17 protein-coding genes are annotated in these 25,015 nt (G+C 70.0%); 13 read left to right on the top strand and 4 right to left on the bottom strand.

What is annotated here, in order from left to right; genetic code table 11:
• Positions 1 to 10: 10 nt before the first annotated feature.
• From ACZ601_RS24730 to hflX, 3 genes are all read left to right on the top strand, one after another.
• Positions 11 to 2,125: a RelA/SpoT family protein gene (locus ACZ601_RS24730; protein ID WP_469541553.1), complete on the top strand. Its 2,115-nt coding sequence runs from the start codon at positions 11 to 13 to the stop codon at positions 2,123 to 2,125.
• 167 nt (positions 2,126 to 2,292) lie between these two features.
• Entirely contained in the window at positions 2,293 to 3,756 is a 1,464-nt protein-coding gene (locus ACZ601_RS24725) for a M1 family metallopeptidase (RefSeq protein WP_469541550.1), read from the top strand.
• 133 nt (positions 3,757 to 3,889) lie between these two features.
• Positions 3,890 to 5,410 carry a GTPase HflX gene (hflX, locus tag ACZ601_RS24720; RefSeq protein ID WP_440573787.1) on the top strand — a complete coding sequence of 507 codons (1,521 nt, stop codon included), beginning with the start codon at positions 3,890 to 3,892 and terminating at the stop codon, positions 5,408 to 5,410.
• Positions 5,411 to 5,503: 93 nt separating this feature from the next.
• On the opposite strand, the gene ACZ601_RS24715 is transcribed toward hflX, so the two are convergent.
• On the bottom strand, positions 5,504 to 6,670 hold the full coding sequence (locus ACZ601_RS24715) for a trypsin-like serine peptidase (protein WP_469541547.1): 1,167 nt from the start codon (positions 6,668 to 6,670) through the stop codon (positions 5,504 to 5,506).
• A 211-nt stretch (positions 6,671 to 6,881) separates the two neighbouring features.
• Positions 6,882 to 8,108 carry a trypsin-like serine peptidase gene (locus tag ACZ601_RS24710; protein ID WP_440573789.1) on the bottom strand — a complete coding sequence of 409 codons (1,227 nt, stop codon included), beginning with the start codon at positions 8,106 to 8,108 and terminating at the stop codon, positions 6,882 to 6,884.
• A 371-nt stretch (positions 8,109 to 8,479) separates the two neighbouring features.
• On the opposite strand from ACZ601_RS24710, the gene ACZ601_RS24705 reads away from it, so the two are divergent.
• The 5 genes from ACZ601_RS24705 (at position 8,480) to ACZ601_RS24685 (ending at position 16,777) form a co-directional block, all read left to right on the top strand.
• Positions 8,480 to 9,859 carry a diaminobutyrate--2-oxoglutarate transaminase family protein gene (locus ACZ601_RS24705; RefSeq protein WP_440573790.1) on the top strand — a complete coding sequence of 460 codons (1,380 nt, stop codon included), beginning with the start codon at positions 8,480 to 8,482 and terminating at the stop codon, positions 9,857 to 9,859.
• Between the two features lie 29 nt (positions 9,860 to 9,888).
• Positions 9,889 to 11,781: an IucA/IucC family protein gene (locus ACZ601_RS24700; RefSeq protein ID WP_469541542.1), complete on the top strand. Its 1,893-nt coding sequence runs from the start codon at positions 9,889 to 9,891 to the stop codon at positions 11,779 to 11,781.
• 65 nt (positions 11,782 to 11,846) lie between these two features.
• Positions 11,847 to 12,686 carry a GNAT family N-acetyltransferase gene (locus ACZ601_RS24695; protein WP_469541659.1) on the top strand — a complete coding sequence of 280 codons (840 nt, stop codon included), beginning with the start codon at positions 11,847 to 11,849 and terminating at the stop codon, positions 12,684 to 12,686.
• Positions 12,687 to 12,746: 60 nt separating this feature from the next.
• Positions 12,747 to 14,756 (top strand): IucA/IucC family protein, encoded by a 2,010-nt coding sequence (locus ACZ601_RS24690; RefSeq protein WP_469541539.1) that lies wholly within the window; start codon positions 12,747 to 12,749, stop codon positions 14,754 to 14,756.
• 50 nt (positions 14,757 to 14,806) lie between these two features.
• A complete protein-coding gene (locus ACZ601_RS24685) occupies positions 14,807 to 16,777 on the top strand; it encodes an ATP-dependent DNA helicase (protein ID WP_469541536.1) in 1,971 nt (656 codons plus the stop codon).
• A gap of 85 nt (positions 16,778 to 16,862) precedes the next feature.
• Here ACZ601_RS24685 and lexA read toward each other — a convergent pair whose 3' ends face one another.
• Positions 16,863 to 17,657: a transcriptional repressor LexA gene (gene lexA, locus ACZ601_RS24680; protein ID WP_024489034.1), complete on the bottom strand. Its 795-nt coding sequence runs from the start codon at positions 17,655 to 17,657 to the stop codon at positions 16,863 to 16,865.
• Between the two features lie 532 nt (positions 17,658 to 18,189).
• Here lexA and nrdR point away from each other — a divergent pair.
• Both nrdR and ACZ601_RS24670 read left to right on the top strand, forming a co-directional pair.
• Complete coding sequence (gene nrdR / locus ACZ601_RS24675) at positions 18,190 to 18,702, top strand: transcriptional regulator NrdR (RefSeq protein WP_073737717.1); 513 nt, start codon at positions 18,190 to 18,192, stop codon at positions 18,700 to 18,702.
• 158 nt (positions 18,703 to 18,860) lie between these two features.
• Positions 18,861 to 21,767 carry a vitamin B12-dependent ribonucleotide reductase gene (locus ACZ601_RS24670; protein ID WP_469541532.1) on the top strand — a complete coding sequence of 969 codons (2,907 nt, stop codon included), beginning with the start codon at positions 18,861 to 18,863 and terminating at the stop codon, positions 21,765 to 21,767.
• Between the two features lie 103 nt (positions 21,768 to 21,870).
• Here ACZ601_RS24670 and ACZ601_RS24665 read toward each other — a convergent pair whose 3' ends face one another.
• Positions 21,871 to 22,407, bottom strand: coding sequence for a TerD family protein (locus ACZ601_RS24665; protein ID WP_440573797.1), 537 nt, complete (start codon positions 22,405 to 22,407; stop codon positions 21,871 to 21,873).
• Between the two features lie 238 nt (positions 22,408 to 22,645).
• Between ACZ601_RS24665 and ACZ601_RS24660 the strand changes: the two genes are divergently transcribed.
• From ACZ601_RS24660 to ACZ601_RS24650, 3 genes are all read left to right on the top strand, one after another.
• Positions 22,646 to 23,251 carry a YdbC family protein gene (locus tag ACZ601_RS24660; RefSeq protein WP_073737715.1) on the top strand — a complete coding sequence of 202 codons (606 nt, stop codon included), beginning with the start codon at positions 22,646 to 22,648 and terminating at the stop codon, positions 23,249 to 23,251.
• 121 nt (positions 23,252 to 23,372) lie between these two features.
• Positions 23,373 to 24,032, top strand: a complete 660-nt coding sequence (locus ACZ601_RS24655; RefSeq protein WP_311302844.1) for a histidine phosphatase family protein — start codon at positions 23,373 to 23,375, stop codon at positions 24,030 to 24,032.
• 10 nt (positions 24,033 to 24,042) lie between these two features.
• A complete protein-coding gene (locus ACZ601_RS24650; RefSeq protein WP_469541528.1) occupies positions 24,043 to 24,939 on the top strand; it encodes an ADP-ribosylglycohydrolase family protein in 897 nt (298 codons plus the stop codon).
• Positions 24,940 to 25,015 lie beyond the last annotated feature (76 nt).

The following is a 25,015-nucleotide window of genomic DNA, read 5'->3' as shown; positions in this document are numbered from 1 at the left end:
GAGGTGCCCCATGAGCGCAGAGGCCGCCAACCCAGGTGCTCCCATCCGCAGGCGGGGCCGTCCCCGGATCGACCTCCGCAGACTGGGCCGCGTCGCCCTGCTCGGCCCGGTCTCCCGGGACCGGCTGCCGGACGCCATCGGCCATGTCGCGGAGGCGCACCGGGCCCACCATCCCGACGCCGACCTCACCGTGCTGCGCCGCGCCTACGTCCTGGCGGAGAGCTCGCACCGCGGGCAGATGCGCAAGAGCGGCGAGCCGTACATCACACACCCGCTGGCGGTCACCCTGATCCTCGCGGAACTCGGTGCCGAGACCACGACGCTGACGGCGTCCCTGCTCCACGACACGGTCGAGGACACCGAGGTGACCCTCGACCAGGTCGGGGAGCAGTTCGGTGACGAGGTCCGTTATCTGGTCGACGGCGTCACCAAACTGGAGAAGGTCGACTACGGCGCGGCGGCCGAGCCCGAGACCTTCCGCAAGATGCTGGTGGCCACCGGGGACGACGTCCGGGTGATGTCGATCAAGCTCGCGGACCGGCTGCACAACATGCGCACCCTCGGCGTGATGCGCCCGGAGAAACAGGCCCGGATCGCCAAGGTCACCCGCGACGTACTGATCCCGCTGGCGGAACGGCTCGGGGTGCAGGCGCTCAAGACCGAGCTGGAGGACCTCGTCTTCGCGATCCTCCACCCCGAGGAGTACGCACGCACCGATGCCGTGGTCTCCGCCGCCACCAGCGGGGCGGACCCGCTGACCGCCATCGCGGGGAACGTCGCCTCGGTGCTGCGGGAGGCCGGAATCCCCGCCGAAGTCCTGGTCAGGCCGCGCCACTTCGTCTCCGTCCACCGGGTCAGCATCAAACGCGGCGAGTTGCGCGGCACCGACTTCGGACGGCTGCTGGTGCTCGTCGGGGAGGACGCCGACTGCTATGCCGTCCTCGGAGAGCTGCACACCTGCTTCACCCCGGTGATCTCCGAGTTCAAGGACTTCATCGCGGCCCCCAAGTTCAACCTCTACCAGTCGCTGCACACCGCCGTGGTGGGCCCGGAGGGCGAGGTGGCCGAAGTCCTCATCCGTACGCACCGGATGCACAAGGTGGCCGAGGCGGGTGTCATCGCCCTCGGCAATCCGTACGCCGCGGACAGCGGTGCGCAGAGCGCGGAGCCGGCCGACGGCGAACGGGCCGACCCGACCCGGCCCGGCTGGCTGTCCCGGCTCCTTGAGTGGCAGCAGTCCGCCACCGACTCCGACACCTTCTGGACCACGCTCCGCGCCGACCTCGCCCAGGACCGTGAGATCACCGTCTTCCGCACCGACGGCGGCACGCTCGGCCTGCCCGCGGGCGCCAGCTGCGTGGACGCCGCCTACGCGCAGTACGGGGACGCCGCGCACAGCTGCATCGGCGCCCGGGTGAACGGCCGGCTGGCCACGCTCGGCACCGCGCTGGGCGACGGCGACACCGTACAGCTGCTGCTGGCGGAGGACGCCGCGTCCGGGCCCTCGCCCGGCTGGCTGGACCATGCCAGGACGCCCACCGCCCGGATCGCGATCACCGGCTGGCTCGACGCCCACCCGCCGGACGCGGACACCGTGTCCGGCAACGCGGCCGCGGACCCCAGGCCCGGACCGCAGCCCGCGCCGCCCGGATCCGAGGGCGCAGGCGGCCGCGCCGCGCGGGCCCTGGTGAACCGGCCGGACGCCACCGTACGGCTGGCCGGCTGCTGCACCCCCGTACCGCCCGACGACGTCACCGGCTTCACGGTGCGCGGCGGTGCCGTCGCCGTCCACCGGCTGGCCTGTCCGGCGGCGGCCCGCATGGAGGCCGTCGGCCGGGTGCCGGTGGCGGTGAGCTGGGGCGACGCCTCCGAATGCCGGGTGACGCTGATCGCGGAGTCCTTCGGACGGCCCCGGCTGCTGGCCGACCTCACCGAGGCCATCGCCGGGGCGGACGCGGCGATCGTCTCCGCCACCGTCGAACCGCCCAGCGAACAACGGGTGCGGCACACCTACACCCTGGAACTCCCCGACGCCGCCGGGCTGCCCTCACTGATGCGCGCGATGCGCGACGTACCCGGGGTGTACGACGTGAGCCGCGCCCAGCACCCGGCCGCCGTTCTCTGACCGGGCGGAACTCCCGGAACCCGCCCCGGGGGCCCAGCACCCGGCCGCCGTTCTCCGACCGGGGCGGCCTGCGGCCGGGACCGTGCTGTCCGCCGCGACGGATCTCGTTCGAGTGGCGTGACGCGCGCCGTCCCGTGGCGGGCGGGCGGCGCTGATAGCCGTAGTGCATGCCGTTCCTCTCCCGCCGCCTGCGGGCCGCACTGCTGGCCACCGCATCGGCCACTCTCGTCGCCGCCACCCTGCCCGCACCGGTGCCGCTCGGCATCGGTGACCCGCTCTTCCCCCACCTCGGCAACCCCGGATACGACGTACTCGCCTACGACATCGGCCTCGACTACCGGGGCAGCAACAGCGAGCCGCTCGAAGCCGTCACCACGATCGACGCGCGCACGACCGGTCCGCTGGACCGGATCAACCTCGACTTCACCCGGGGCACCGTGCACTCCGTCTCCGTCAACGGCCTGCGCGCCGACTTCGCCGTCGAGGACGAGGACCTGATCGTCGAACCGCCCGGCCGGCTCCCGGCCGGCGTACCGCTGCGGATCACCGTCCGGCACACCAGCGATCCCCGGGGCGAGCGGAACAACGGCGGCTGGGTGCCGACGGCCGACGGGCTCGCCATGGCCAACCAGGCCGACGCCGGGCACCGGGTCTTCCCCAGCAACGACCACCCGTCGGACAAGGCGTACTTCACCTTCCGGATCACCGCCCCCGACGACCGGACGGTGGTGGCCAACGGGGTGCGCACCGGACGCACCCGGCACGGCGACCGCACCACCTGGACCTACCGCACCGAACACCCGATGGCCACCGAGCTCGCCCAGGTCAGCATCGGGAAGTCCGCGGTCGTGCGGCGGACCGGACCGCACCGGCTGCCGGTGCGCGACGTCGTGCCGGCCGCCGACCGGAAGCGGCTGGAACCATGGCTGAGCAAGACCCCGGGCCAGCTGGAATGGATGGAGCAGCAGGTCGGCCGCTACCCCTTCGAGAACTACGGCGTGCTGATCGTGGACACCGACACCGGATTCGAGCTGGAGACCCAGACCCTGTCGCTCTTCGAACGCCGGCTGTTCACAGACCCCGGCTTCCCCGAGTGGTACGTGGATTCGGTCATGGTCCATGAGCTGGCCCACCAGTGGTTCGGTGACAGCGTCTCGCCGCGGTCCTGGTCCGATCTCTGGCTCAACGAGGGACACGCCACCTGGTACGAGGCGCGCTACGCGCAGGAGCACGGCGGCAGGACGCTCGAACGCCGGATGCGCGACGCCTACACCTACTCGGACAGCTGGCGCGCCGACGGCGGGCCGCCCGCGCGCCCGGACGCACCGGCCCCCGGCAAGAAGATCAGCCTGTTCCGGCCGGTGGTCTACGACGGCAGCGCGCTGGTCCTGTACGCGCTCCGTCAGGAGATCGGCGACAGTGCCTTCGACCGGCTGGAGCGGCTCTGGGTCCGCAAGCACCGCGATGCCAACGCCGCCACCGCGGACTTCATCCGGCTGGCGTCCCGGGTCGCCGGACGTGACCTGAGCACGTTCTTCGACGGCTGGCTGTACGGGAAGACCACGCCGCCGATGCCCGGTCATCCGGACTGGCACAGCACGGCACCGGCGGGGGGCGGGAAACCCGCGTGACGGGCCGGGCGCTCCGTGCGACTATCGACGGGTCGCCGCGGCGGCCGGACCGGAGCGCTCCCCGTGCGGGAATCATCCGGGTAGGTGACGCGTTGTGACTGATGCAGACCACTCGTATCGACGTAAGGATCCAATGACCTCCTCTTCTTCCCTTCCCCAGGACGCGCAGGACGCGCAGAGCGCCACGGAGAACGTCACCGAGAGCCTCAACGAGCCCCTTCGGGCCGACGCCCTGATGGAAGAGGACGTCGCCTGGAGCCACGAGATCGACGGAGAGCGCGACGGCGAACAGCTCGACCGCTCCGAGCGCGCCGCACTGCGACGCGTGGCGGGACTCTCCACCGAGCTTGAGGACGTCACCGAGGTCGAATACCGGCAGCTGCGCCTGGAGCGCGTGGTGCTGGTGGGCGTCTGGACCTCGGGCACCGTGCACGACGCGGAGATTTCGCTCGCCGAGCTGGCGGCCCTCGCGGAGACGGCCGGAGCCCAGGTGCTCGATGCCGTCTTCCAGCGCCGTGACAAGCCCGACGCCGCGACCTACATCGGTTCGGGCAAGGCCTTGGAGCTGCGCGACATCGTCCTCGAATCCGGGGCCGACACCGTCGTCTGCGACGGTGAGCTCAGCCCCGGACAGCTGATCCACCTGGAGGATGTCGTCAAGGTCAAGGTGGTCGACCGGACCGCCCTGATCCTCGACATCTTCGCCCAGCACGCCAAGTCCCGTGAGGGCAAGGCGCAGGTCTCACTGGCACAGATGCAGTACATGCTGCCGAGGCTGCGCGGCTGGGGTCAGTCGCTCTCCCGTCAGATGGGCGGCGGCGGTTCCAGCGGCGGTGGCGGCATGGCCACCCGTGGCCCCGGTGAGACCAAGATCGAGACGGACCGGCGCCGGATCCGCGAGAAGATGGCGAAGATGCGCCGGGAGATCGCGGAGATGAAGACCGGCCGCGAGATCAAGCGCCAGGAGCGCAAGCGCAACAAGGTGCCTTCGGTCGCGATCGCGGGCTACACGAACGCCGGCAAGTCCTCCCTGCTCAACCGGTTGACCGGGGCGGGCGTACTGGTGGAGAACTCGCTGTTCGCCACCCTCGACCCGACCGTGCGCCGGGCCGAGACACCGAGCGGCCGGATCTACACCCTGGCCGACACCGTCGGGTTCGTACGGCACCTGCCGCACCACCTCGTCGAGGCGTTCCGCTCCACCATGGAGGAGGTCGGTGAATCCGACCTGATCCTGCATGTGGTGGACGGCTCGCACCCGGTGCCGGAGGAGCAGCTGGCCGCCGTGCGCGAAGTGATCCGTGAGGTCGGCGCGGTGGACGTGCCCGAGATCGTGGTGATCAACAAGGCGGACGCCGCGGATCCGCTGGTGCTCCAGCGGCTGCTGCGCATCGAGAAGCATGCCATCGCGGTATCGGCCCGGACCGGCGCCGGTATCGACGAGCTGCTCGCGCTCATCGACGGTGAACTGCCGCGCCCCTCGGTCGAGATCGAGGCACTCGTGCCGTACACCCAGGGCGGAGTCGTCTCCCGGGTGCATGCCGAGGGCGAGGTGATCTCCGAGGAGCACACGCAGGAGGGCACCCTGCTCAAGGCGCTGGTGCACGAGGAACTCGCCGCGGAGCTCTCCACGTTCATGGCCGTGGCGCACTGACCGCAGCGCAGCGCAGCGCAGCACCGCAAAGGCCGATGGCCCGCGCCCCCTGCACAGGGGGCGCGGGCCATCGGCCTTCGCAGTGCGCCGTAGTCACCGACCGGCGAACTTGTCGCTCATCATCGTGAAGATCTGCTCGGCACCCTGGCCCAGGTGGGGTCCGGCCAGCCAGCCCGAAGTCACCGGGCCGATGGAGGTGTTGGAGACCAGCGCCAGCTTGCCGTCGTCACCCTCGCTGAACCAGCCGCCGCCGGACGAACCGCCGGTCATGGTGCAGCCGATGCGGTACATCGTGGGGGTGGCGGGGCTGATGGAGAGCCGGCCGGGGCGGTCGACGCACTTGTGCATGATCAGGCCGTCGTACGGCGGGGCGGCCGGGTAGCCCCAGGCGCCCATCGCGTTGATCTGCTTGGCCTCGGGGGCGTCGAAGTTGACCGCCAGGGCGTTGCCCACGGTCTCCTCCAGGGACTTGGTGCCCTTCTCCGGCTTCACGTGCAGCACCGCGTAGTCGTACGGCGCGCCCTCGCCGCCGGTGGGGCCGCCGTCAGCCAGCCATTCGCCCGAGGTGGTGGCCCAGTCGGCCCAGTAGGCGCCGTACGGGGCGATCTCCTGCGGCTGCGCGTTGCGCAGCGCGGCGGCGTCCTTGCCCTGGTCGTTGTACGCGGGAACGAAGACGATGTTGCGGTACCAGCCGCCCTTGGAACCGGCGTGGACGCAGTGGCCGGCGGTCCACACCAGGTTGGACCTGCCCGGGTTCTTGGGGTCCTTCACGACCGTGCCCGAGCAGACCATGTGGCCCTCGGGGGAGTCGAAGAACACCTTGCCGACCGGGGCCGCGTAGTTGTGGTACGGCGTCTTCTCACGCTCGGCCGTGACCGGCTTCGGCTCCGGGTCGCTGACGCCCTGGTCGCCGGAGAAGTCGCCGGCGGACATGGTCTTGGCCGGGTCCTTGGCGGACTTCATCCGGTCGGGCTTCCACAGCCCGTCGATGACCGGGTTCACGAAGTCCTTGGCCTCACGCAGCCATGTGGCCTTGTCCCAGTTCTTCCACTCGCCGTTCTTCCACTTCTCCGGGTCGACACCGTGCTTCTTCAGCGTGTCGGCCAGACCGGCGGACAGGCCGCCGTCGCCGGCACTGGCGGACTCGGTGGCGGCGGGCTTGTCGGCTGCCTGGTCCTCGCTCGGACCACAGGCCGTGGCGGTCAGCGCCAGGGCTGCGACGAGACCGGTGGCCGCGAGCAGCGGACGTATGGATCGCATGGAAAGAGATTCCCCCTGAAATCTAAAAATGGCATGAATACGCCATGTGGCATGACCGTGTCATGCGAAACGCCGGTCGGACCGGCTGTCGAAGATGATGCGGACCACCCTATGACGGCCCGAACCGGGGTTCTGCCGGAGCTGGAGGTCACTGACCGGCCGTCACCCGCGCCTGTGCGGGTGACGGCCGGTCCCTAACGTCCCGGGTACTTCACTGTCCCGCGTACTTCTTGCTGACCGAGTCGTAGACGCCCTTGGCTTCCTTGCCGAGGCGCGGTCCGGCCAGCCAGCCGGCCGTCACCGGGCCGATGGAGGTGTTCGAGACCAGTGCGGGCTTGCCGTCCTGGCCCGCCGCGACCCAGCCGCCACCGGAGGAACCGCCGGTCATGGAGCAGCCGATGCGGTACATCGTCGGGTCGTCCTTCGTGAGCGAGAGCCGCCCCGGCTTGTCCTTGCACTGGAACAGCTTCTGGCCGTCGTACGGCGGAGCGGCCGGGTAGCCGGTAGCCGTCATGTCGGCGATCTTCGGCACGGCCGGTGCGTTGAAGTCGACCGGCAGCGCAGAACCGACCGTCTCCTCCAGGGACTTGCCGTCCGAGCCCTTCTCCGGCGTCACGTGCAGCACCGCGAAGTCGTACGGAGCGCCCAGCCCGCCGACCGAGGCGCCCTGGTCGATCCACTGCTCGGAGGTCTGTGCCCACGCGCCCCACCACACGCCGTACGGGGCGACCTTCTCCTTGGGTGGGTTGTTCTGGAGCTCAGCGGTGGACAGACCGCTGTCGTTATAAGACGGCACGAAGGCGATGTTTCGGTACCAGCCGCCCTTCTTGCCCGCGTGGACGCAGTGGCCGGCCGTCCACACCATGTTGGACTTGCCGGGGTGCGCCGGGTCCTTCACCACGGTCGCCGAACAGACCATGGAGCCCTCGGGGGAGTCGAAGAACAGCTTCCCGGACTCGGCGGCGTTGGCGTGGAGCGGCGTATTCACGCCCACGGCCCGGACCGGCGCCGGGGTCGGGTCGGTCACCCCCTCGTCACCCGAGATGTCGTTGTCGACGGGCTTCTCGGGCGTCTTGTCGGCGTCCCGCATCCGGTCCGGGTCCCAGAGGCCCGCGATGATCGGATTGATGAAGTCCTTGGCCTCACGCAGCCACTTGTCCCTGTCCCAGTTCTTCCACTCGCCGTTCTTCCAGTGGCTGAGGTCGATCCCGTGCTCCTTGAGCCGGTCCTTCAGATCGTCCGGGACGGTGATCTTGTTGTCCGACGTCTGGCCCGCGGAGCTGGCGCTCGGCTCGGCATTCGCACTGTCGTCGTCCGGCCCGCAGGCGGTCGCGGTGAGTGCGAGGACGGCGGCGACCGCCGCGGTGGCGAGCACGGGAGAGGGGCGACGGGCGCTCCCCCCGCGGCGTGCGGTGGCTGCTGGTCGAATGAGTCGCATCTGGTGATCCCCCTGGGACTTCGTAACTCAACACTTCTGTACTGCACTTCTGTACGGCGCACCGCACTTCCTCACAGCACACCGGTCCCCTCCCGGATGACGTTCCGGGACTGCTCCGGTGGTGCCGCGGCCGCCGGGGAGCTGTCCCCGGCGCTCGGCGCGGTCCCCCACTATGCCGGTGCCGGTGTTGACGGTGTACGGCAGGGGCATGGTTCCGCTCCGCAAGGATCTTCGGATCTACCCGTGATCCTCCGCGTCCGGCGTCGTTGGTACGAACGGGGGACACAGGGACAGAGTTCACCCCCGCAGCCCGTCCCTGCGCGATCGTGCTGACGTGCAACGCAACTGTTACAGCGGGAGGAACAAGAGCCGTGGCCGTGACCGAACCAGCTCCGGCGGCACCGCCTGCAGCGTACGAGGGAATTCTGCGCCGCCAGGCGACGCGCGAGTCGGCCGCCCGCACCTACGCCCGGTCGCTGCCGATCGTCCCGGTACGCGCCCGTGGGCTGACCATCGAGGGCGCGGACGGCCGGCGCTACCTCGACTGCCTCTCCGGCGCGGGGACGTTGGCCCTCGGGCACAATCACCCGGTCGTCCTGGAAGCGATCAAGAAGGTCCTCGATTCGGGTGCGCCCCTGCACGTCCTCGACCTGGCCACCCCGGTCAAGGACGCCTTCACCACCGAGCTGTTCGCCACGCTGCCGCGTGAGTTCGCGGACAACGCGCGGATCCAGTTCTGCGGACCGGCCGGCACGGACGCCGTCGAGGCGGCGTTCAAACTCGTCCGCACCGCCACCGGGCGCAGCGGACTGCTCGCCTTCACCGGCGCCTATCACGGCATGACGGCCGGTGCCCTCGCCGCGTCCGGCGGCGCCGAGGACGTACGGGTGACCCGCCTCCCGTTCCCGCAGGACTACCGCTGCCCCTTCGGCATCGGCGGCGAACGCGGCGCGCGGATCGCCGCGCGGTGGACCGAGACGGTGCTGGACGACCCCAAGAGCGGAACACCCGCGCCTGCCGGAATGATCCTGGAACCGGTGCAGGGCGAGGGCGGCGTCAACCCCGCCCCGGACGGCTGGCTGCGCCGGATGCGGGACATCACCGCGTCCCGGTCCATCCCGCTGATCGCTGACGAGGTCCAGACCGGCGTCGGCCGGACCGGTGCCTTCTGGGCCGTCGAGCACAGCGGGGTCGTTCCCGATGTGATGGTGCTCTCCAAGGCCATCGGCGGCTCCCTTCCGCTCGCTGTCATCGTCTACCGCTCGGAACTGGACACCTGGCAGCCCGGTGCCCACGCGGGCACGTTCCGCGGCAACCAGCTCGCCATGGCGGCGGGTACCGCCACCCTCGCCTACGTCCGGGAGAACCGGCTGGCCGAGCGCGCCGGGACCCTCGGCACCCGGATGCTGGCGAGGCTGCGGGCACTTGCCGCGGACCACCCCTGCATCGGTGACGTCCGCGGCCGGGGCCTGATGATCGGTGTGGAGCTCGTCGACCCCGAGGCGGCCCCGGTGGACGGAGTGAGCGAGGCCCCGCCCGACCCCGTCCTCGCGGTCGCCGTCCAGCAGGAGTGCCTGCGCCGAGGTCTCATCGTCGAACTCGGCGGCCGTCATTCCACGGTCGTACGTCTGCTACCTCCCCTCACGCTCACCGACGAACAGGCGACAGCGGTCATCGACCGCCTCGCCGATGCCATGGCTGCCGCGGAGCGCTCACCGCACCGACGGACCGCGACCGGGTCGATCCGCTGACCCCGGACACCCTCACAGGAAAGACCGCCGTGAACCCCACCCCCGCGCCCGAGGCCGACGGCCCTCCCTCCACCCACCACCGAGGAGAGGCCGGAACGCACGGCCACCTCGCCGTCGAGCCGCCGACCGTGCCGCGCCAGAAGGAGATGCCGCACGGTCACTGGCACGCCGCCAGGACGACGCCCGCCTGCCCGGCACCGGCCGCCGACCCCCTGGACCACCCGGACCCGCTCCGGGCCGCGGACGCCGCCGGCATCGAGAACCTGCTGCGCTGCTGGGTCCGCGAATGCGACCTCCCCCGCCCGGAGGGGGAGACCCTCCGCATCCCGCTGCCCGCGAGCGGCACCGCCCTTCTCGTCCCCGTCCGCCACTGGTCCGCCACGGGCTGGCACCGCTTCGGCGTACCCGTCCTGGCACAGGCGCCCGACGGAGCGCCCGGCGCGGACGCCGTCACCGTCGCCGCACTCCTCGGCCGCGAGGCCGACCACAACGAGGGCGCGGACATGGTGGGAAGGGTGGCCGACTCGGTGCGGCGAACCGCCGTATTCATCGACGGGCAACGACGCCGGCCCACCGCCGCCGCCGAGGCCGACCTCTTCCTCAGTGCCGAGCAGTCCCTGCTCCTGGGACATCCGCTCCACCCCTCTCCCAAAAGCCGCGAAGGCCTCTCCGACTCCGAATCCCGCCTCTACTCGCCCGAGTTGCACGGATCCTTCCCCCTCCACTGGATGGCTGTCGACCGGTCCGTACTGGCAGCCGACTCCGCATGGACCGACCAGGGCCGTCCGGTGCCGGCGACCGAACTCGTGGCCCGGCACGCCAAGGGCCTGCCGTTCCCCGAACACACCGCACCGATCCCGCTCCACCCCTGGCAGGCCAGGGAACTGGCGAACCGCCCCGAGGTCGCCGCCCTCCTCGACGCCGGACTCGTACATGACCTGGGCCCGTACGGCGCGCGCTGGCACCCCACCTCTTCGGTACGCACCGTGCACCGGCCCGGCGTCGGCACCATGCTGAAGCTCTCCCTCGGCCTGCGTATCACCAACTCCCGTCGTGAGAACCTCCGTAAGGAACTCCACCGGGGGGTGGAGGTCCACCGTCTGCTGCGCAGCGGGCTCGCCACGCAAATGCATCTCGCCCATCCCGGCTTCGACATCGTCCGGGACCCGGCATGGCTCGCGGTCGACACCCCGGACGGCGAGCCCGTACACGGCTTCGACGTCATGCTGCGCCACAACCCGTTCGGCCGGCACGACGACGCGGTGTGCATCGCCGGGCTCACCGCGCCGCGCCCCTGGCCGGAGCGGGCAGACATGCACTCACGCCTCGCTGACATCGTCCGCCGGCTCGCCGCCGCGACCGGGCGGACCACGACCGCCGTGGCCGCCGAGTGGTTCCTGCGCTACCTCGACCGGGTTGTCCGGCCAGTGCTCTGGCTCGACGGGCACGCGGGGGTGGCACTCGAAGCGCATCAGCAGAACACCCTGGTGGTGCTCGACGCCGAAGGCTGGCCGGTCGGCGGCCGCTACCGCGACAATCAGGGCTACTACTTCCGTGAGTCGCACCGCCCGGCACTTGAGCGGAGGCTTCCCGGCATCGGATCGGTCAGCGACACCTTCGTCTCCGACCCCGTCACCGACGAACGCTTCGCGTACTACCTCGGTATCAACAACGTGTTCGGACTGATCGGAGCGTTCGGTGCCCAGCAGCTCGCTGACGAACAGATGCTCCTCGCCGCCTTCCGGCGGTTCCTCGGAGTGGCGAGCGGACTGGGCTCCCCGTTCCCCGCACACCTTCTGGAAACCCCGCGCCTCCGCTGCAAGGCCAACATGCTGACCCGGCTGCACGGGCTCGATGAACTCGTGGGCCCTGTCGACACCCAGTCCGTCTATGTCACCATCACCAACCCTCTCTGCGGCTGAAGGAATCCCGCTGGGTGCCCGAAGGAACCTCGTCGTCCGAATTGCTGAGAGAGGAGAGCACCACCGTGCCTCCCGCCGACGCGTACGCCGACGCGTACGCCGACGCGTACGCCGACGCGTACGCCGACGCGTACGCCGACGCGTACGCCGACCCCGGAACCGGCCTCGCCCCCAGTGCCGGATCGGGCGCCGAGGACACACCGGATCTACCGGGCACCCATGAACTCCTCGCCTCCCCGGCCGAGGACATACCCGGTGCATCCTCCACGCCCAGCACGACCGGTGCACTCGGCGTATCCGGTGCACCGGTCACCGGGAACGCCGCAGGCGTCTCAGAGCTGCTCGACCGGCCGGCCGCGTGGCAGCCCGCCACCACACCGGCCGGAGTGTTCCAGCTCGTCCCCGTACGGCTGGAGCGCGACCTCGCGGTGATCAGCCGCTGGATGAACGACCCTGCCGTCGCGGCCTTCTGGGAGCTCGCCGGAGCCGAATCCGTCACAGCGGACCATCTGCGGTCCCAACTCGACGGCGACGGACGCAGCCTTCCCTGCCTGGGGGTGCTGTCAGGCATTCCCATGAGCTATTGGGAGATCTACCGCGCCGATCTGGACCCGCTGGCCCGCCACTATCCCGCCCGCTCGCATGACACCGGAATCCACCTCCTCATCGGTGAGATCAACAACCGCGGCCGTGGAGTCGGCGCCATGCTGCTCCGGGCCGCCTCCGACCTCGTACTCGACAACCGTCCCCTGTGTACCCGGGTCGTCGCCGAACCCGACTTTCGTAACACCCCTTCCGTCTCCGCCTTTCTCAGCGCCGGATTCCGCTTCTCCGCGGAGGTCGAACTCCCGGACAAGCGGGCCGCGCTGATGATCCGCGACCGAGCCCACCGTGCCCAGCTGTGAACCAACCGCTGCCTTGTCTACACCGCTCGAAGCCCATCGGTTCCATCCCGAGGAGTCCCCGTGCCCACATATCCTGCGAGCCATGATTCAGCGGAGTCGCCCGCGCTGCTCAGCACTCCAGAACTGAACCGGGCGGTGTGGGACCGAGCCGCCGCCCGGATGCTTGCCAAGATGCTCGGCGAATTCGCCTACGAGGAAGTCATCCAGCCGGTCGTGCGATCTGCCGGGAGCAGTACGTACACCCTCGTGCTGGACGACGGCGGAAGCCTGATCTTCACCGCCGGCCGCGGGGTCTACGGCAGCTGGCGGGTCGCCCCCGACTCGATCCGCGAGGCGACGACGGCCGAGACCGAGGCGCACGCCCTCGCCGCCCGGGAAGCGACCGCCCCAGCCGCGACCGCCCCAGCCGCGACCGCTCCGGCAGCGACCGCCGCAGCAGCTGCCCCTGCGGCGACGGCCGCCCCCGCAACGACCGCCGCCCCAGAAGCCGCCGCGGTATCCGGTGCGTCGCCCGCGTCCGAAACGTCCACGGGCGTCCCCTTCCGCGACCCGCTGCTCTTCCTCGCCCGCGCCCGCCGCCTGCTCGGAATCGACGGCGCCACCCTCGGCCACCTGGTGCGCGAGCTCACCACCACACTCACCGCCGACGCCCGCCTCGACCACAGCGCGCTCACGGTCTCCGAACTGGCCGACCTCGACTACGCGGAACTCGAAGGACACCAGACGGGCCACCCCTGGATCGTCGCGAACAAAGGGCGGCTCGGGTTCTCCGCCACCGACGCGTCCCTCTTCACCCCCGAGGCCCGCAGGCCGGTCCGGCTGCCGTGGATCGCGGTCTCCTCCCGGATCGCCGCCTACCGGGGCGTGAACTCACTCGCCGCCGCCGAGCAGCTCTACGCGACGGAGCTCGACCCGGCGGTCCGCGAGTCCTTCGCCGCGGTCCTGCGCACCCGGGGCCTGGACCCCGACGACTACTACTGTCTGCCCGTACACCCCTGGCAGTGGGACGAATGGATCGTTCCGCTGTTCGCCCCGGCCATCGCCGCGGACGACATCGTCCCCCTGCACGCCGACCCGGATCTGCGGCTTCCGCAGCAGTCCATCCGTACCTTCGCCAACCTGGAACGGCCCGACCGGCACACCGTCAAGCTGCCCTTGTCGATCCTCAACACACTGGTCTTCCGCGGACTCCCTACCGAACGCACCCTCGCCGCCCCCGCCGTCACCGGCTGGGTCCAGGGGCTGCGCGACAACGATCCCTTCCTGCGCGACACCTGCGGCGTCATCCTGCTCGGAGAGGTGGCATCGGTCACCGTCGAGCACCCGCTGTACGACCACCTCCCCGAGACGCCGTACCAGTTCAAGGAGATCCTCGGCGCGATCTGGCGCGAACCCCTCCTCCCTCGACTGGCGCCCGGCGAGCGGGCCCGCACCCTCGCCTCCCTGCTGCTCACCGACCCGCAGGGGCGCTCCTTCACCGCCGAGCTGGTCGCCCGCTCGGGACTGACCCCCACCGCGTGGCTGAGCCGGCTCTTCGCCGCCCTGCTCCCACCGCTGCTGCACTTCCTCTACCGCTACGGCACCGTCTTCTCGCCCCACGGCGAGAACGCCATCGTCGTCTTCGACGGCCGGGACGTCCCCGCCCGCCTGGCGATCAAGGACTTCGTCGACGACGTGAACATCAGCGCCCGGCCGCTGCCGGAGCACGACAGCATGCCGGACGACGTACGTCGCGTGCTGCTCACGGAGGAGCCCGGCTTCCTCACCCAGTTCATCCACTCCGGTCTCTTCACCGGAGTGTTCCGCTTCCTCTCCCCGCTCTGCGAGGAACAGCTGGGTGTACCGGAGGCCGAATTCTGGTCACTCGTCCGGGCGGAGATCCTGCGCCACCACGCCCGTTTCCCCGAGCTGAAGGAGAGGTTCGAGATGTTCGACATGCTGACGCCGCGCATCGAACGTCTCTGCCTGAACCGCAACCGCCTGCATCTGGACGGCTACCGGGACCGGCCCGAGCGACCGCACGCGGCGGTCCACGGCACCGTGGCCAACCCGCTCCACCCCTCCGCGTGAGGCCGGGAGTGACCGCCGTTGTCAGTGGCGCCCCGTAGGCTGGTCGGGCTATGACGAAGCCACCTCTCCCCGAGCTCCTGCACGCCGCCGTGACCGCCGTCGGCGGTACGGAGCGGCCTGGTCAGGCCGCCATGGCCGACGCCGTCGCCGAGGCCGTAGACGACCAATCCCACCTGCTGGTCCAGGCCGGCACCGGCACCGGCAAGTCGCTGGGCTACCTGGTGCCCGCCCTGGCGCACGGCGAGCGTGTCGTGGTGGCCACGGCCACCCTGGCCCTCCAGCGCCAGCTGGTGGAGCGGGACCTGCCGCGTACGGTCGACGCCCTGCATCCGCTGCTGCGCCGCCGTCCTCAGTTCGCGATGCTCAAGGGCCGGTCGAACTACCTCTGTCTGCACCGCCTCCACGAAGGAGTGCCGCAGGACGAGGAGGAGGGTCTCTTCGACCAGTTCGAGGCCGCGGCCCCGTCGAGCAAGCTCGGTCAGGACCTCCTGCGGATGCGGGACTGGTCGGACGAGACGGAGACCGGTGACCGCGACGATCTGACGCCGGGGGTCTCCGACCGGGCCTGGGCGCAGATCTCCGTCTCCTCGCGCGAGTGCCTGGGCGCCACCAAGTGCGCGTACGGGGCGGAGTGCTTCGCGGAGCAGGCCCGTGAGCGGGCGAAGCTCGCCGATGTGGTGGTCACCAACCACGCGCTCCTCGCCATCGACGCCATCGAGGGCGCTCCGGTGCTCCCGCAGCACGAGGTGCTGATCGTCGACGAGGCCCATGAGCTGGTCTCCAGGGTCACCGGTGTGGCCACCGGCGAGCTCACCCCCGGACAGGTCGGCCGCGCGGTTCGGCGCGCCGCGAAGCTGGTCAACGAGAAGGCCGCGGACGCGCTGCAGAGCGCGTCGGAGGGCTTCGAGCGAGTGATGGAGCTGGCGCTTCCCGGTCGCCTGGAAGAGGTGCCGGAGGATCTCGGCTACGCGCTGATGGCCCTGCGGGACGCCGCGCGTACGGTGATCTCCGCCCTGGGATCCACCCGGGACAAGTCCGTCCAGGACGAGGACGCCGTGCGCAAGCAGGCTCTGGCCTCGGTGGAGACCATCCACGGCGTCGCGGAACGCATCACGCAGGGCTCCGAGTACGACGTCGTCTGGTACGAACGCCATGACCGCTTCGGCGCCTCCGTACGGGTCGCCCCGCTCTCCGTCTCCGGACTGCTGCGCGAGAAGCTCTTCACGGACCGCTCCGTCGTCCTCACCTCGGCCACGCTGAAGCTGGGCGGCGATTTCAACGGGGTCGGCGCGTCACTCGGGCTCGCCCCCGAAGGCACCGCGGGTGACGACATCCCGCAGTGGAAGGGGCTCGACGTCGGCTCGCCCTTCGACTACCCGAAGCAGGGGATCCTGTACGTCGCCCGGCATCTGGCGACGCCCGGCCGGGAGGGCTCCCGCACCGACATGCTGGACGAGCTGGCCGATCTGGTGGAGGCCGCGGGCGGCCGTACCCTCGGGCTGTTCTCCTCCATGCGGGCCGCCCAGGCGGCCGCCGAGGAGCTGCGGGGGCGGCTGGACAGGCCGATCCTGCTCCAGGGCGAGGAGACGCTGGGGGAGCTGATCAAGAACTTCGCGACTTCCCCGGAGACCTGCCTCTTCGGCACGCTCTCGCTCTGGCAGGGGGTGGACGTCCCCGGCGCGAGCTGTCAGCTGGTGGTCATGGACCGGATCCCGTTCCCCCGCCCCGACGACCCGTTGATGAGCGCGCGCCAGAAGGCGGTCGAGGAAGCGGGCGGCAACGGTTTCATGGCGGTCGCGGCGACCCACGCCGCGCTGCTGATGGCACAGGGCGCCGGCCGGCTCGTCCGTGCCACGGGTGACAAGGGTGTCGTCGCGGTGCTCGATCCGCGTCTCGCCAATGCCCGGTACGGGAGTTATCTGCGCGCCTCGCTCCCCGACTTCTGGTACACGACCGACCGCAACCAGACGCGTCGCTCGCTGGCGGCGATCGACGCCGCCGCGAAGGCCGAGGGCAGGTAGGCCCGTACGGGGTTCCCCGGTCGTGTGGATGGGGCCCGGAAACCGGCACTACCGGTTTCCGGGCCCCATCCACGCGGTGGAGACGTCACACCCGCCGCAGCACCGCCACGACCTTGCCGAGAATGGTCGCCTCGTCGCCGGGAATCGGCTGGTACGCGGAGTTGTGGGGGAGCAGCCAGACATGACCGTCCTCCCGCTTGAAGCGTTTGACGGTGGCCTCGCCCTCCAGCATCGCCGCCACGATGTCGCCGTTCTCCGCCACGGGCTGGCGCCGGACAGTGACCCAGTCCCCGTCGCAGATCGCCGCTTCGATCATCGAGTCGCCGACGACCTTGAGGACGAAGAGCTCGCCGTCACCGACCAGCTGGCGGGGGAGCGGGAAAACGTCCTCGACGGACTCCTCCGCGAGGATCGGGCCACCGGCCGCGATCCGGCCGACCAGCGGTACGTACGAAGCCGCAGGCTTCCCGGTGGTGTCCGTGGGCTGCGTGCTGGGCTGGTCCGAACCGCGAACCTCGTACGCCCGGGGGCGGTGGGGGTCGCGGCGCAGGAAACCCTTGCGTTCCAGAGCCATGAGCTGGTGCGCGACGGAGGACGTACTGGAAAGGCCCACCGCCTGGCCGATCTCCCGCATCGACGGGGGGTATCCCCGCCGCTGCACGGAGTCCCGGATGACCTCGATCACTCGCCGCTGCCGGTCCGTGAGCCCCGAGCTGTCCGCCCGGATTCCAGGAGGTCGCCCGGGAAGCGAGCGCGCTGGGCGCGCGGGCTCGGGCCCCTCCGTGTTCGTGGCTGAGTCATTCATGGCATGCACCGGCTCGCGTCGGCTCTGGGAGCGGTCCTGGGCAGTGATGATGGCACTGTCTGCGGTGGTGGTCACGTCGGCCCCTCTCGAATGGTCTCCCTAGCTGCACAACGGTAGTAGCTTTCGAAAGGTTGCGCCAAACACACGTTCGAGTGAAAAACAAATAAAAGCCTGTTGGGCTTTCATTGCTAGGTGTATGAGCGAGGCCGCGATGCGCGCCGCCCGCCGTCGGGTCGAACGGCAATTCGAACCATTACGGTAGCCCTCGCGGCCGCGGAGGCGTCGCGCGGGGTCGCCGTCCGAGTCGCGGTCCGGCCTCCCGTGCGCCCCGGAAGCCGCCGCCCCGCAATCGATGGGGCCACATGCTTCCCGTACTCTCTTGCTCGGTCGTACGCTGCCTTCCGGCCGCCCGTGACGCGCGACACGCGCTAGGGCCGAATGCGCGGCCAAACCCAAGATCTAGTGGTTGGATTGCCTCGATCGCCCAGAGGTTGTGGTCCCCGTCTTCCGGGGGTGCGGTCATCGCCTATGCTTGAGACTGCTTCGAAGGCCCCAGGCGGGGCCTGAAGAGGCCATTCAGTCGTGCTGTGAAGGAGGGTTGGGAGCCATGCACTGCCCCTTCTGCAGGCACCCCGACAGCCGGGTCGTCGACAGTCGCACCACCGACGACGGGACCTCGATCCGCCGGCGCCGCCAGTGCCCCGACTGCTCCCGCCGTTTCACGACGGTGGAGACCTGCTCGCTCATGGTGGTGAAGCGCAGCGGAGTGACCGAGCCCTTCAGCCGCACCAAGGTCATCTCCGGCGTGCGCAAGGCGTGCCAGGGTCGGCCGGTCACCGAGGACGCCCTCGCCAAGCTCGGCCAGCGGGTCGAGGAGGCGGTGCGTGCGACCGGCAGCGCCGAGCTGACCACTCACGATGTGGGCCTGGCCATTCTCGGCCCCTTGCAGGAACTCGACCTGGTCGCTTACCTGCGGTTCGCATCCGTGTACCGGGCGTTCAACAGCCTCGAAGACTTCGAGGCCGCCATCGTGGAACTCCGCGAACAGCGGCCTCCCGTAGAAGGATGCGGGACCGGCGAGACCCTTGAGGTCCCCGTTCCCGCCGTCGCCGCCGACTGAGCGGCGCAGGCCGACCGCCGCCGGTTCCGGACCGGCGGCCGGGTGGCACGCAGACCTGCTCCGGATGCCCCACGCGGCGTCCGAAGTACCAGACACACACTGTGCCCGGGGAAGTTCTCGGCACTTCAGGGCGTTTTTGCCCACATATGGGAGGCGGCATGACAGAGACGGCGAGCGGCCCGGCACGAGGTTCCCGCACCAAGGGAGCCAAGTCGACTGCGACCAAGCAGGGCCTGCGTATCGAGCGCATCCACACCACCCCCGGCGTGCATCCGTACGACGAGGTGGCGTGGGAGCGCCGTGACGTCGTCATGACCAACTGGCGCGACGGCTCGATCAACTTCGAGCAGCGTGGCGTCGAGTTCCCCGACTTCTGGTCGGTGAACGCGGTCAACATCGTCACCAGCAAGTACTTCCGCGGGGCCGTAGGCACCCCGCAGCGCGAGACCGGTCTGCGACAGCTCATCGACCGGATCGTGAAGACCTACCGGAAGGCCGGAGAGGACTTCAACTACTTCAGCTCTCCGGCGGACGCGGAGATCTTCGAGCACGAGCTGGCGTACGCCCTCCTGCACCAGATCTTCAGCTTCAACTCGCCGGTCTGGTTCAACGTCGGCACTCCCCAGCCGCAGCAGGTCTCCGCCTGCTTCATCCTGGCCGTCGACGACTCCATGGAGTCGATCCTCGACTGGTACAAGGAAGAGGGGATGATCTTCAAGGGCGGCTCGGGCGCAGGCCTGAACCTCTCCCGTATCCGCTCCTCCAAGGAGCTCCTCTCCTCCGGAGGCAACGCCTCCGGTCCGGTCTCCTTCATGCGCGGCGCCGACGCCTCCGCCGGAACGATCAAGTCCGGTGGCGCCACCCGCCGTGCGGCCAAGATGGTCATCCTCGACGTCGACCACCCCGACATCGAGAACTTCATCGAGACCAAGGTGAAGGAGGAGGAGAAGATCCGCGCCCTGCGCGACGCGGGCTTCGACATGGACCTGGGCGGCGACGACATCACGTCCGTCCAGTACCAGAACGCCAACAACTCGGTCCGGGTGAACGACGAGTTCATGAAGGCCGTCGAGTCCGGCGGGAAGTTCGGGCTGCGCGCCCGGATGACCGGTGACGTCATCGAAGAGGTCGAGGCCAAGTCCCTCTTCCGCAAGATGGCAGAGGCCGCCTGGGCCTGCGCCGACCCGGGCATCCAGTACGACGACACGATTAACCAGTGGCACACCTGCCCCGAGTCCGGCCGGATCAACGGCTCGAACCCGTGCAGCGAGTACATGCACCTGGACAACACCTCGTGCAACCTCGCCTCGCTGAACCTGATGAAGTTCCTCAAGGATGACGGCAAGGGCAACCAGTCCTTCGAGTCCGAGCGCTTCGCCAAGGTCGTCGAGCTGGTCATCACCGCGATGGACATCTCCATCTGCTTCGCGGACTTCCCGACCCAGAAGATCGGCGAGAACACCCGCGCGTTCCGTCAGCTCGGCATCGGCTACGCCAACCTCGGCGCCCTGCTGATGGCGACCGGCCACGCGTACGACAGTGACGGCGGCCGCGCGCTCGCCGGCGCCATCACCTCGCTGATGACCGGCACCTCCTACCGTCGCTCCGCTGAGCTGGCGGCGGTCGTCGGCCCGTACGACGGCTACGCCCGTAACGCCGAGCCGCACCAGCGCGTCATGAAGCAGCACTCCGACGCCAACGCGGTGGCCGTGCACGCCGACGACCTGGACAACCCGATCTGGGCCGCCGCCACGGAGGCCTGGCAGGACGTCATCCGGCTCGGCGCGAAGAACGGTTTCCGTAACGCGCAGGCCTCGGTCATCGCGCCCACCGGCACCATCGGTCTCGCGATGTCCTGCGACACCACCGGCCTTGAGCCCGACCTCGCCCTGGTCAAGTTCAAGAAGCTGGTCGGCGGCGGCTCGATGCAGATCGTCAACGGCACCGTTCCGCAGGCGCTGCGCCGCCTGGGGTACCAGGAGGAGCAGATCGAGGCGGTCGTCGCCCACATCGCCGAGAACGGCAATGTGATCGACGCGCCCGGCCTGAAGCCCGAGCACTACGAGGTCTTCGACTGCGCGATGGGCGAGCGTTCCATCTCGGCCATGGGCCACGTGCGCATGATGGCGGCCATCCAGCCGTGGATCTCCGGCGCGCTCTCCAAGACGGTGAACCTGCCGGAGACGGCCACCGTCGAGGACGTCGAGGAGGTCTACTTCGAGGCCTGGAAGCTGGGCGTGAAGGCGCTCGCGATCTACCGCGACAACTGCAAGGTCGGCCAGCCCCTCTCCACCAAGAAGTGGGAGGAGAAGAAGGACGAGGTCACGGCCAAGGCCGAGGACACCATCCGTACCGCGGTCGAGAAGGTCGTCGAGTACCGCCCGGTCCGCAAGCGTCTGCCCAAGGGCCGGCCCGGCATCACCACCTCGTTCACGGTGGGTGGCGCCGAGGGCTACATGACCGCCAACTCCTACCCGGACGACGGTCTGGGTGAGGTCTTCCTGAAGATGTCCAAGCAGGGTTCGACCCTCGCGGGCATGATGGACGCCTTCTCCATCGCCGTCTCGGTCGGTCTGCAGTACGGCGTCCCGCTGGAGACGTACGTCTCGAAGTTCACCAACATGCGCTTCGAGCCGGCCGGCATGACGGACGACCCGGACGTGCGGATGGCGCAGTCGATCGTCGACTACATCTTCCGTCGCCTGGCGCTCGACTTCCTGCCCTTCGAGACCCGCTCGGCACTCGGCATCCACTCGGCCGACGAGCGTCAGCGCCACCTCGACACCGGTTCGTACGAGGCCTCGATGGACGAGGACGAGCTGGACGCGGAGAGCCTGGCCCAGTCCGCCCCCGTACGGCCGGCGGAACCGCTGAAGGCGGTCGCCCCCGTGCGTGAGACGGAGAAGCCGGAGCCGAGGACCGCGCACACCTCGGCGGAGCTCGTCGAGATGCAGCTGGGCATCAGCGCCGACGCCCCGCTCTGCTTCTCCTGCGGTACGAAGATGCAGCGCGCCGGATCCTGCTACATCTGCGAGGGCTGCGGCTCGACCAGCGGTTGCAGCTGATCCCGGCCGCATGAGGCGCGACGGCTGAGCCGCGCCCGGCGGCGGGCCATGGGGCGGGAAGGTCTCCTCGGGGAGCTTCCCGCCCCTTCCCGTACCCGGAGCCTCAGGCTGCGGACGGGCGGTCTCCCATCGTCGCGGCGAACGAGTCGGCGTCGCCGTCGAAGCCCCGCACCGTGTCGTGGAACTGCCAGGCACCCGTGGTGTCCCGGACGAACTCGGCGACGACCGCCGCCGTCGCGCCGCCGACCGACGAGAAGTCGTTCTCGGCCAGGATGTCGTAGCCCTCGCGGACCTGTACGGCGGTGTTCTCCACGGCGCCGAAGGTCTTGTGGCCGTCGCGCTGCTGTATGGCCACACCGACGATGACCCGGGTGTACGACTCCGACAGCCGGTCCAGCTCCAGCGTCATCACCTCGTCGTACCCAAGCCCCTGACCGGTCCTGCTGTCCCGGTCGAGCGTGATCGTGCCGTCGGGCGCACGGCTGTCGAAGTGGACGAGGTAGGCGGGGCTGCCGTACGGCTCCTCGGTCGAGTAGGTCGCCGCGATGATGTCGAGGTCATTGGGGGGATCGCCGTGAGGGCTGGGGTCCCATTTGACCCTCACCTCGACCTTCTCGATGTCCTTGTTGGGCGTGCTCATCGGACTTCCCTCCTTCGCCCGTGGGGCCGTCGCCCCGGCTCTATCACCAGATCATCTCCGTAACTGTCGGTGAAACCAACCGGCTTGGCCACGGGCGGCGGAATCGGGCCACCGCCCGGTCCGGTCACCGGGTACCAAATCCGCGGCGGCGGTCCATGGCGGACCGCCGCACGGCCGGTTCCGGTGCACTCCGAGAGAGCGTGACCCACGCCACGTCCGTCACCCGTACGATGGGGCCGTGCTGGTCAAGTGGATTCGCTGCAATGTGGTCGACCGTCGCGGTTTCGAGCGGGGGCAGCGCAAATGGGCGGGGCTGCTGGGGGAGCCGGGGTTCAGGGGACAGGGTGGCGGCTGGAGCCGTGGCCGGCCGGAGGTGGCGCATGTCTTCGCGTTCTGGGAGAACCGGGTCTTCTACGACTCGTTCATGGCGCGCGGGCACGACGCCCTGGCCGCCGCGCAGTCGGGCACGTGCAACGACATACAGGTCAAGCTGTTCGACTACCGTTTCGACGTGAAGACCGGCTTCGAACCCGGGTTCACCGATGCGGACGTGCTCAGGGTGGCGCACAGCAGGGTGCACGAGGACCGCGTCGAGCACTTCGCGCTGATGCAGCAGCGGGTATGGAATCCGGCGATGGCCGGATCGCCCGGGATGCTGCGAGGAGTCTTCGGAGAGGCGCCGGGCCATGAGTTCCTGGTCCTCTCCATGTGGCAGTCGAGCGCGGAACGCGGCAAATACCGGGCGGGGAGTGTCGAACGGCTCGCGCAGCGGGCGCAGACCGAGGACGATGTGGCGGCGCTCTCCGGCGACGTCGTGCAGCTCGAACCGTCCTGGACGGTGTGAGCGGACCGGGCGCCCCGGCCGTACCCGTTCCGTGCGAGGGCCGCGAGCCGGCCCATCGCTCGACGCGGCGACCGGAGGCCGGCGCTCACGACCTCGTGCACCAGGTCGTTAGGGTCGGTACATGGCAAGACCGCAACGCATTGTCCTCGTCCGCCACGGCGAGTCCGAGGGCAATGCCGACGATACGGTGTACGAACGTGAGCCCGATCATGCGCTGAGGCTTACCTCGACAGGGCTGCGGCAGGCCCGGGAGACCGGGGTGCGGCTGCGCGAGCTCTTCGACGGAGAGCAGGTCAGCGTGTACGTCTCGCCCTACCGCCGCACGCACGAGACGTTCAGGTCCTTCGGCCTCGACCTCGAACGCGTGCGGGTGCGGGAGGAGCCCCGGCTGCGTGAGCAGGACTGGGGGAACTGGCAGGAACGGGACGACGTCAAGCTGCAGAAGGCGTACCGGGACGCCTATGGGCACTTCTTCTACCGCTTCGCGCAGGGCGAGTCCGGGGCGGATGTGTACGACCGGGTGGGAGCCTTCCTGGAGAGCCTGCACCGGAGCTTCGAGGACCCGGACCACCCGCCGAACGTCCTGCTGGTCACGCACGGTCTGACCATGCGGCTGTTCTGTATGCGCTGGTTCCACTGGTCCGTGGCCGAATTCGAATCTCTCTCGAATCCGGGCAACGGCGAGTCCAGGACGCTGGTGCTGGGCAAGGACGGGCGTTACACGCTTGACCGGCCGTTCGAGCGCTGGCGCACCCCTGAGCCGTACGGCATCACCGGATAGAGTGGAACCGATGACCGATTCGGCTTCCGACCAGCGCTTCGAACGCGCCCTTGCCAGCCTGCGCGGCCTCTCCGTGGGAGACGCCCTGGGCTCACAGTTCTTTGTGCCCGCCAACTATCCGCTACTGAAGGACCGCCACCTGCCACCGGGTCCCTGGCAGTGGACCGACGACACGGAAATGGCCTGTTCGGTCCTGTCCGTACTCCACGAGCACGACCGTATCGATCAGGACGCGCTCGCCCGTTCCTTCGCGGTGCACCACGATTTCGACCGAGGCTACGGTCCCGCCGTGAACCGCCTGCTCAGGCTGGTCCGGGAGGGCGGGGACTGGCGGGAGCTGGCCTCCGCGCTCTTCAAGGGCCAGGGTTCGTGGGGCAACGGTTCGTCGATGCGCATCGCCCCGCTCGGTGCCTGGTACGCGGACGATCCCGAGCAGGCCACGCACCAGGCCGAGATCTCCTCGTACCCGACCCACCAGCACCGGGAAGCGGTCGTGGGAGCGATGGCCGTGGCAGCGGCCGCCTCGCTCGCCGCGTCGCCCACCGGCCCGCCGAAGCCGGCCGACCTCCTCGACGGCGTCATCGCGCTCGTGCCGCGCAGCGCGGTCGGTGCGGGACTGCGCAGGGCCCGCGACATGCTCGACTACCGCGACGCCGGAACGGTCGCCGCGGTGCTCGGCAACGGCCGTCGCACCAGCGCGCACGACACCGTCCCCTTCGCCCTCTGGTCCGCGGCCCGCAGCCTCGGCGATTTTGAGCAGGCCTTCTGGGTGACCGCGCAGGCGGGCGGAGACGTCGACACGACCTGCGCGATCGTCGGCGGGGTGGTCGCGGCGGGCGCGGCCGGCGCACCACCGGCGGACTGGACCGCGAAGACGGAGCGGCTGCCCGACTGGATGGCGCGGTAACGGACCCGGCTGCGAGTCTGGACGGCGCGGCAGAAGCGGCGCGCCGTACCCGACTGTCACGGTACTGCCACAGCGC

It is taken from the genome of Streptomyces sp. NPDC104307 (genome assembly GCF_055584045.1).
Note: the sequence above shows the minus strand (reverse complement) of the source record. Positions and strands in the feature narration are given on the sequence as shown.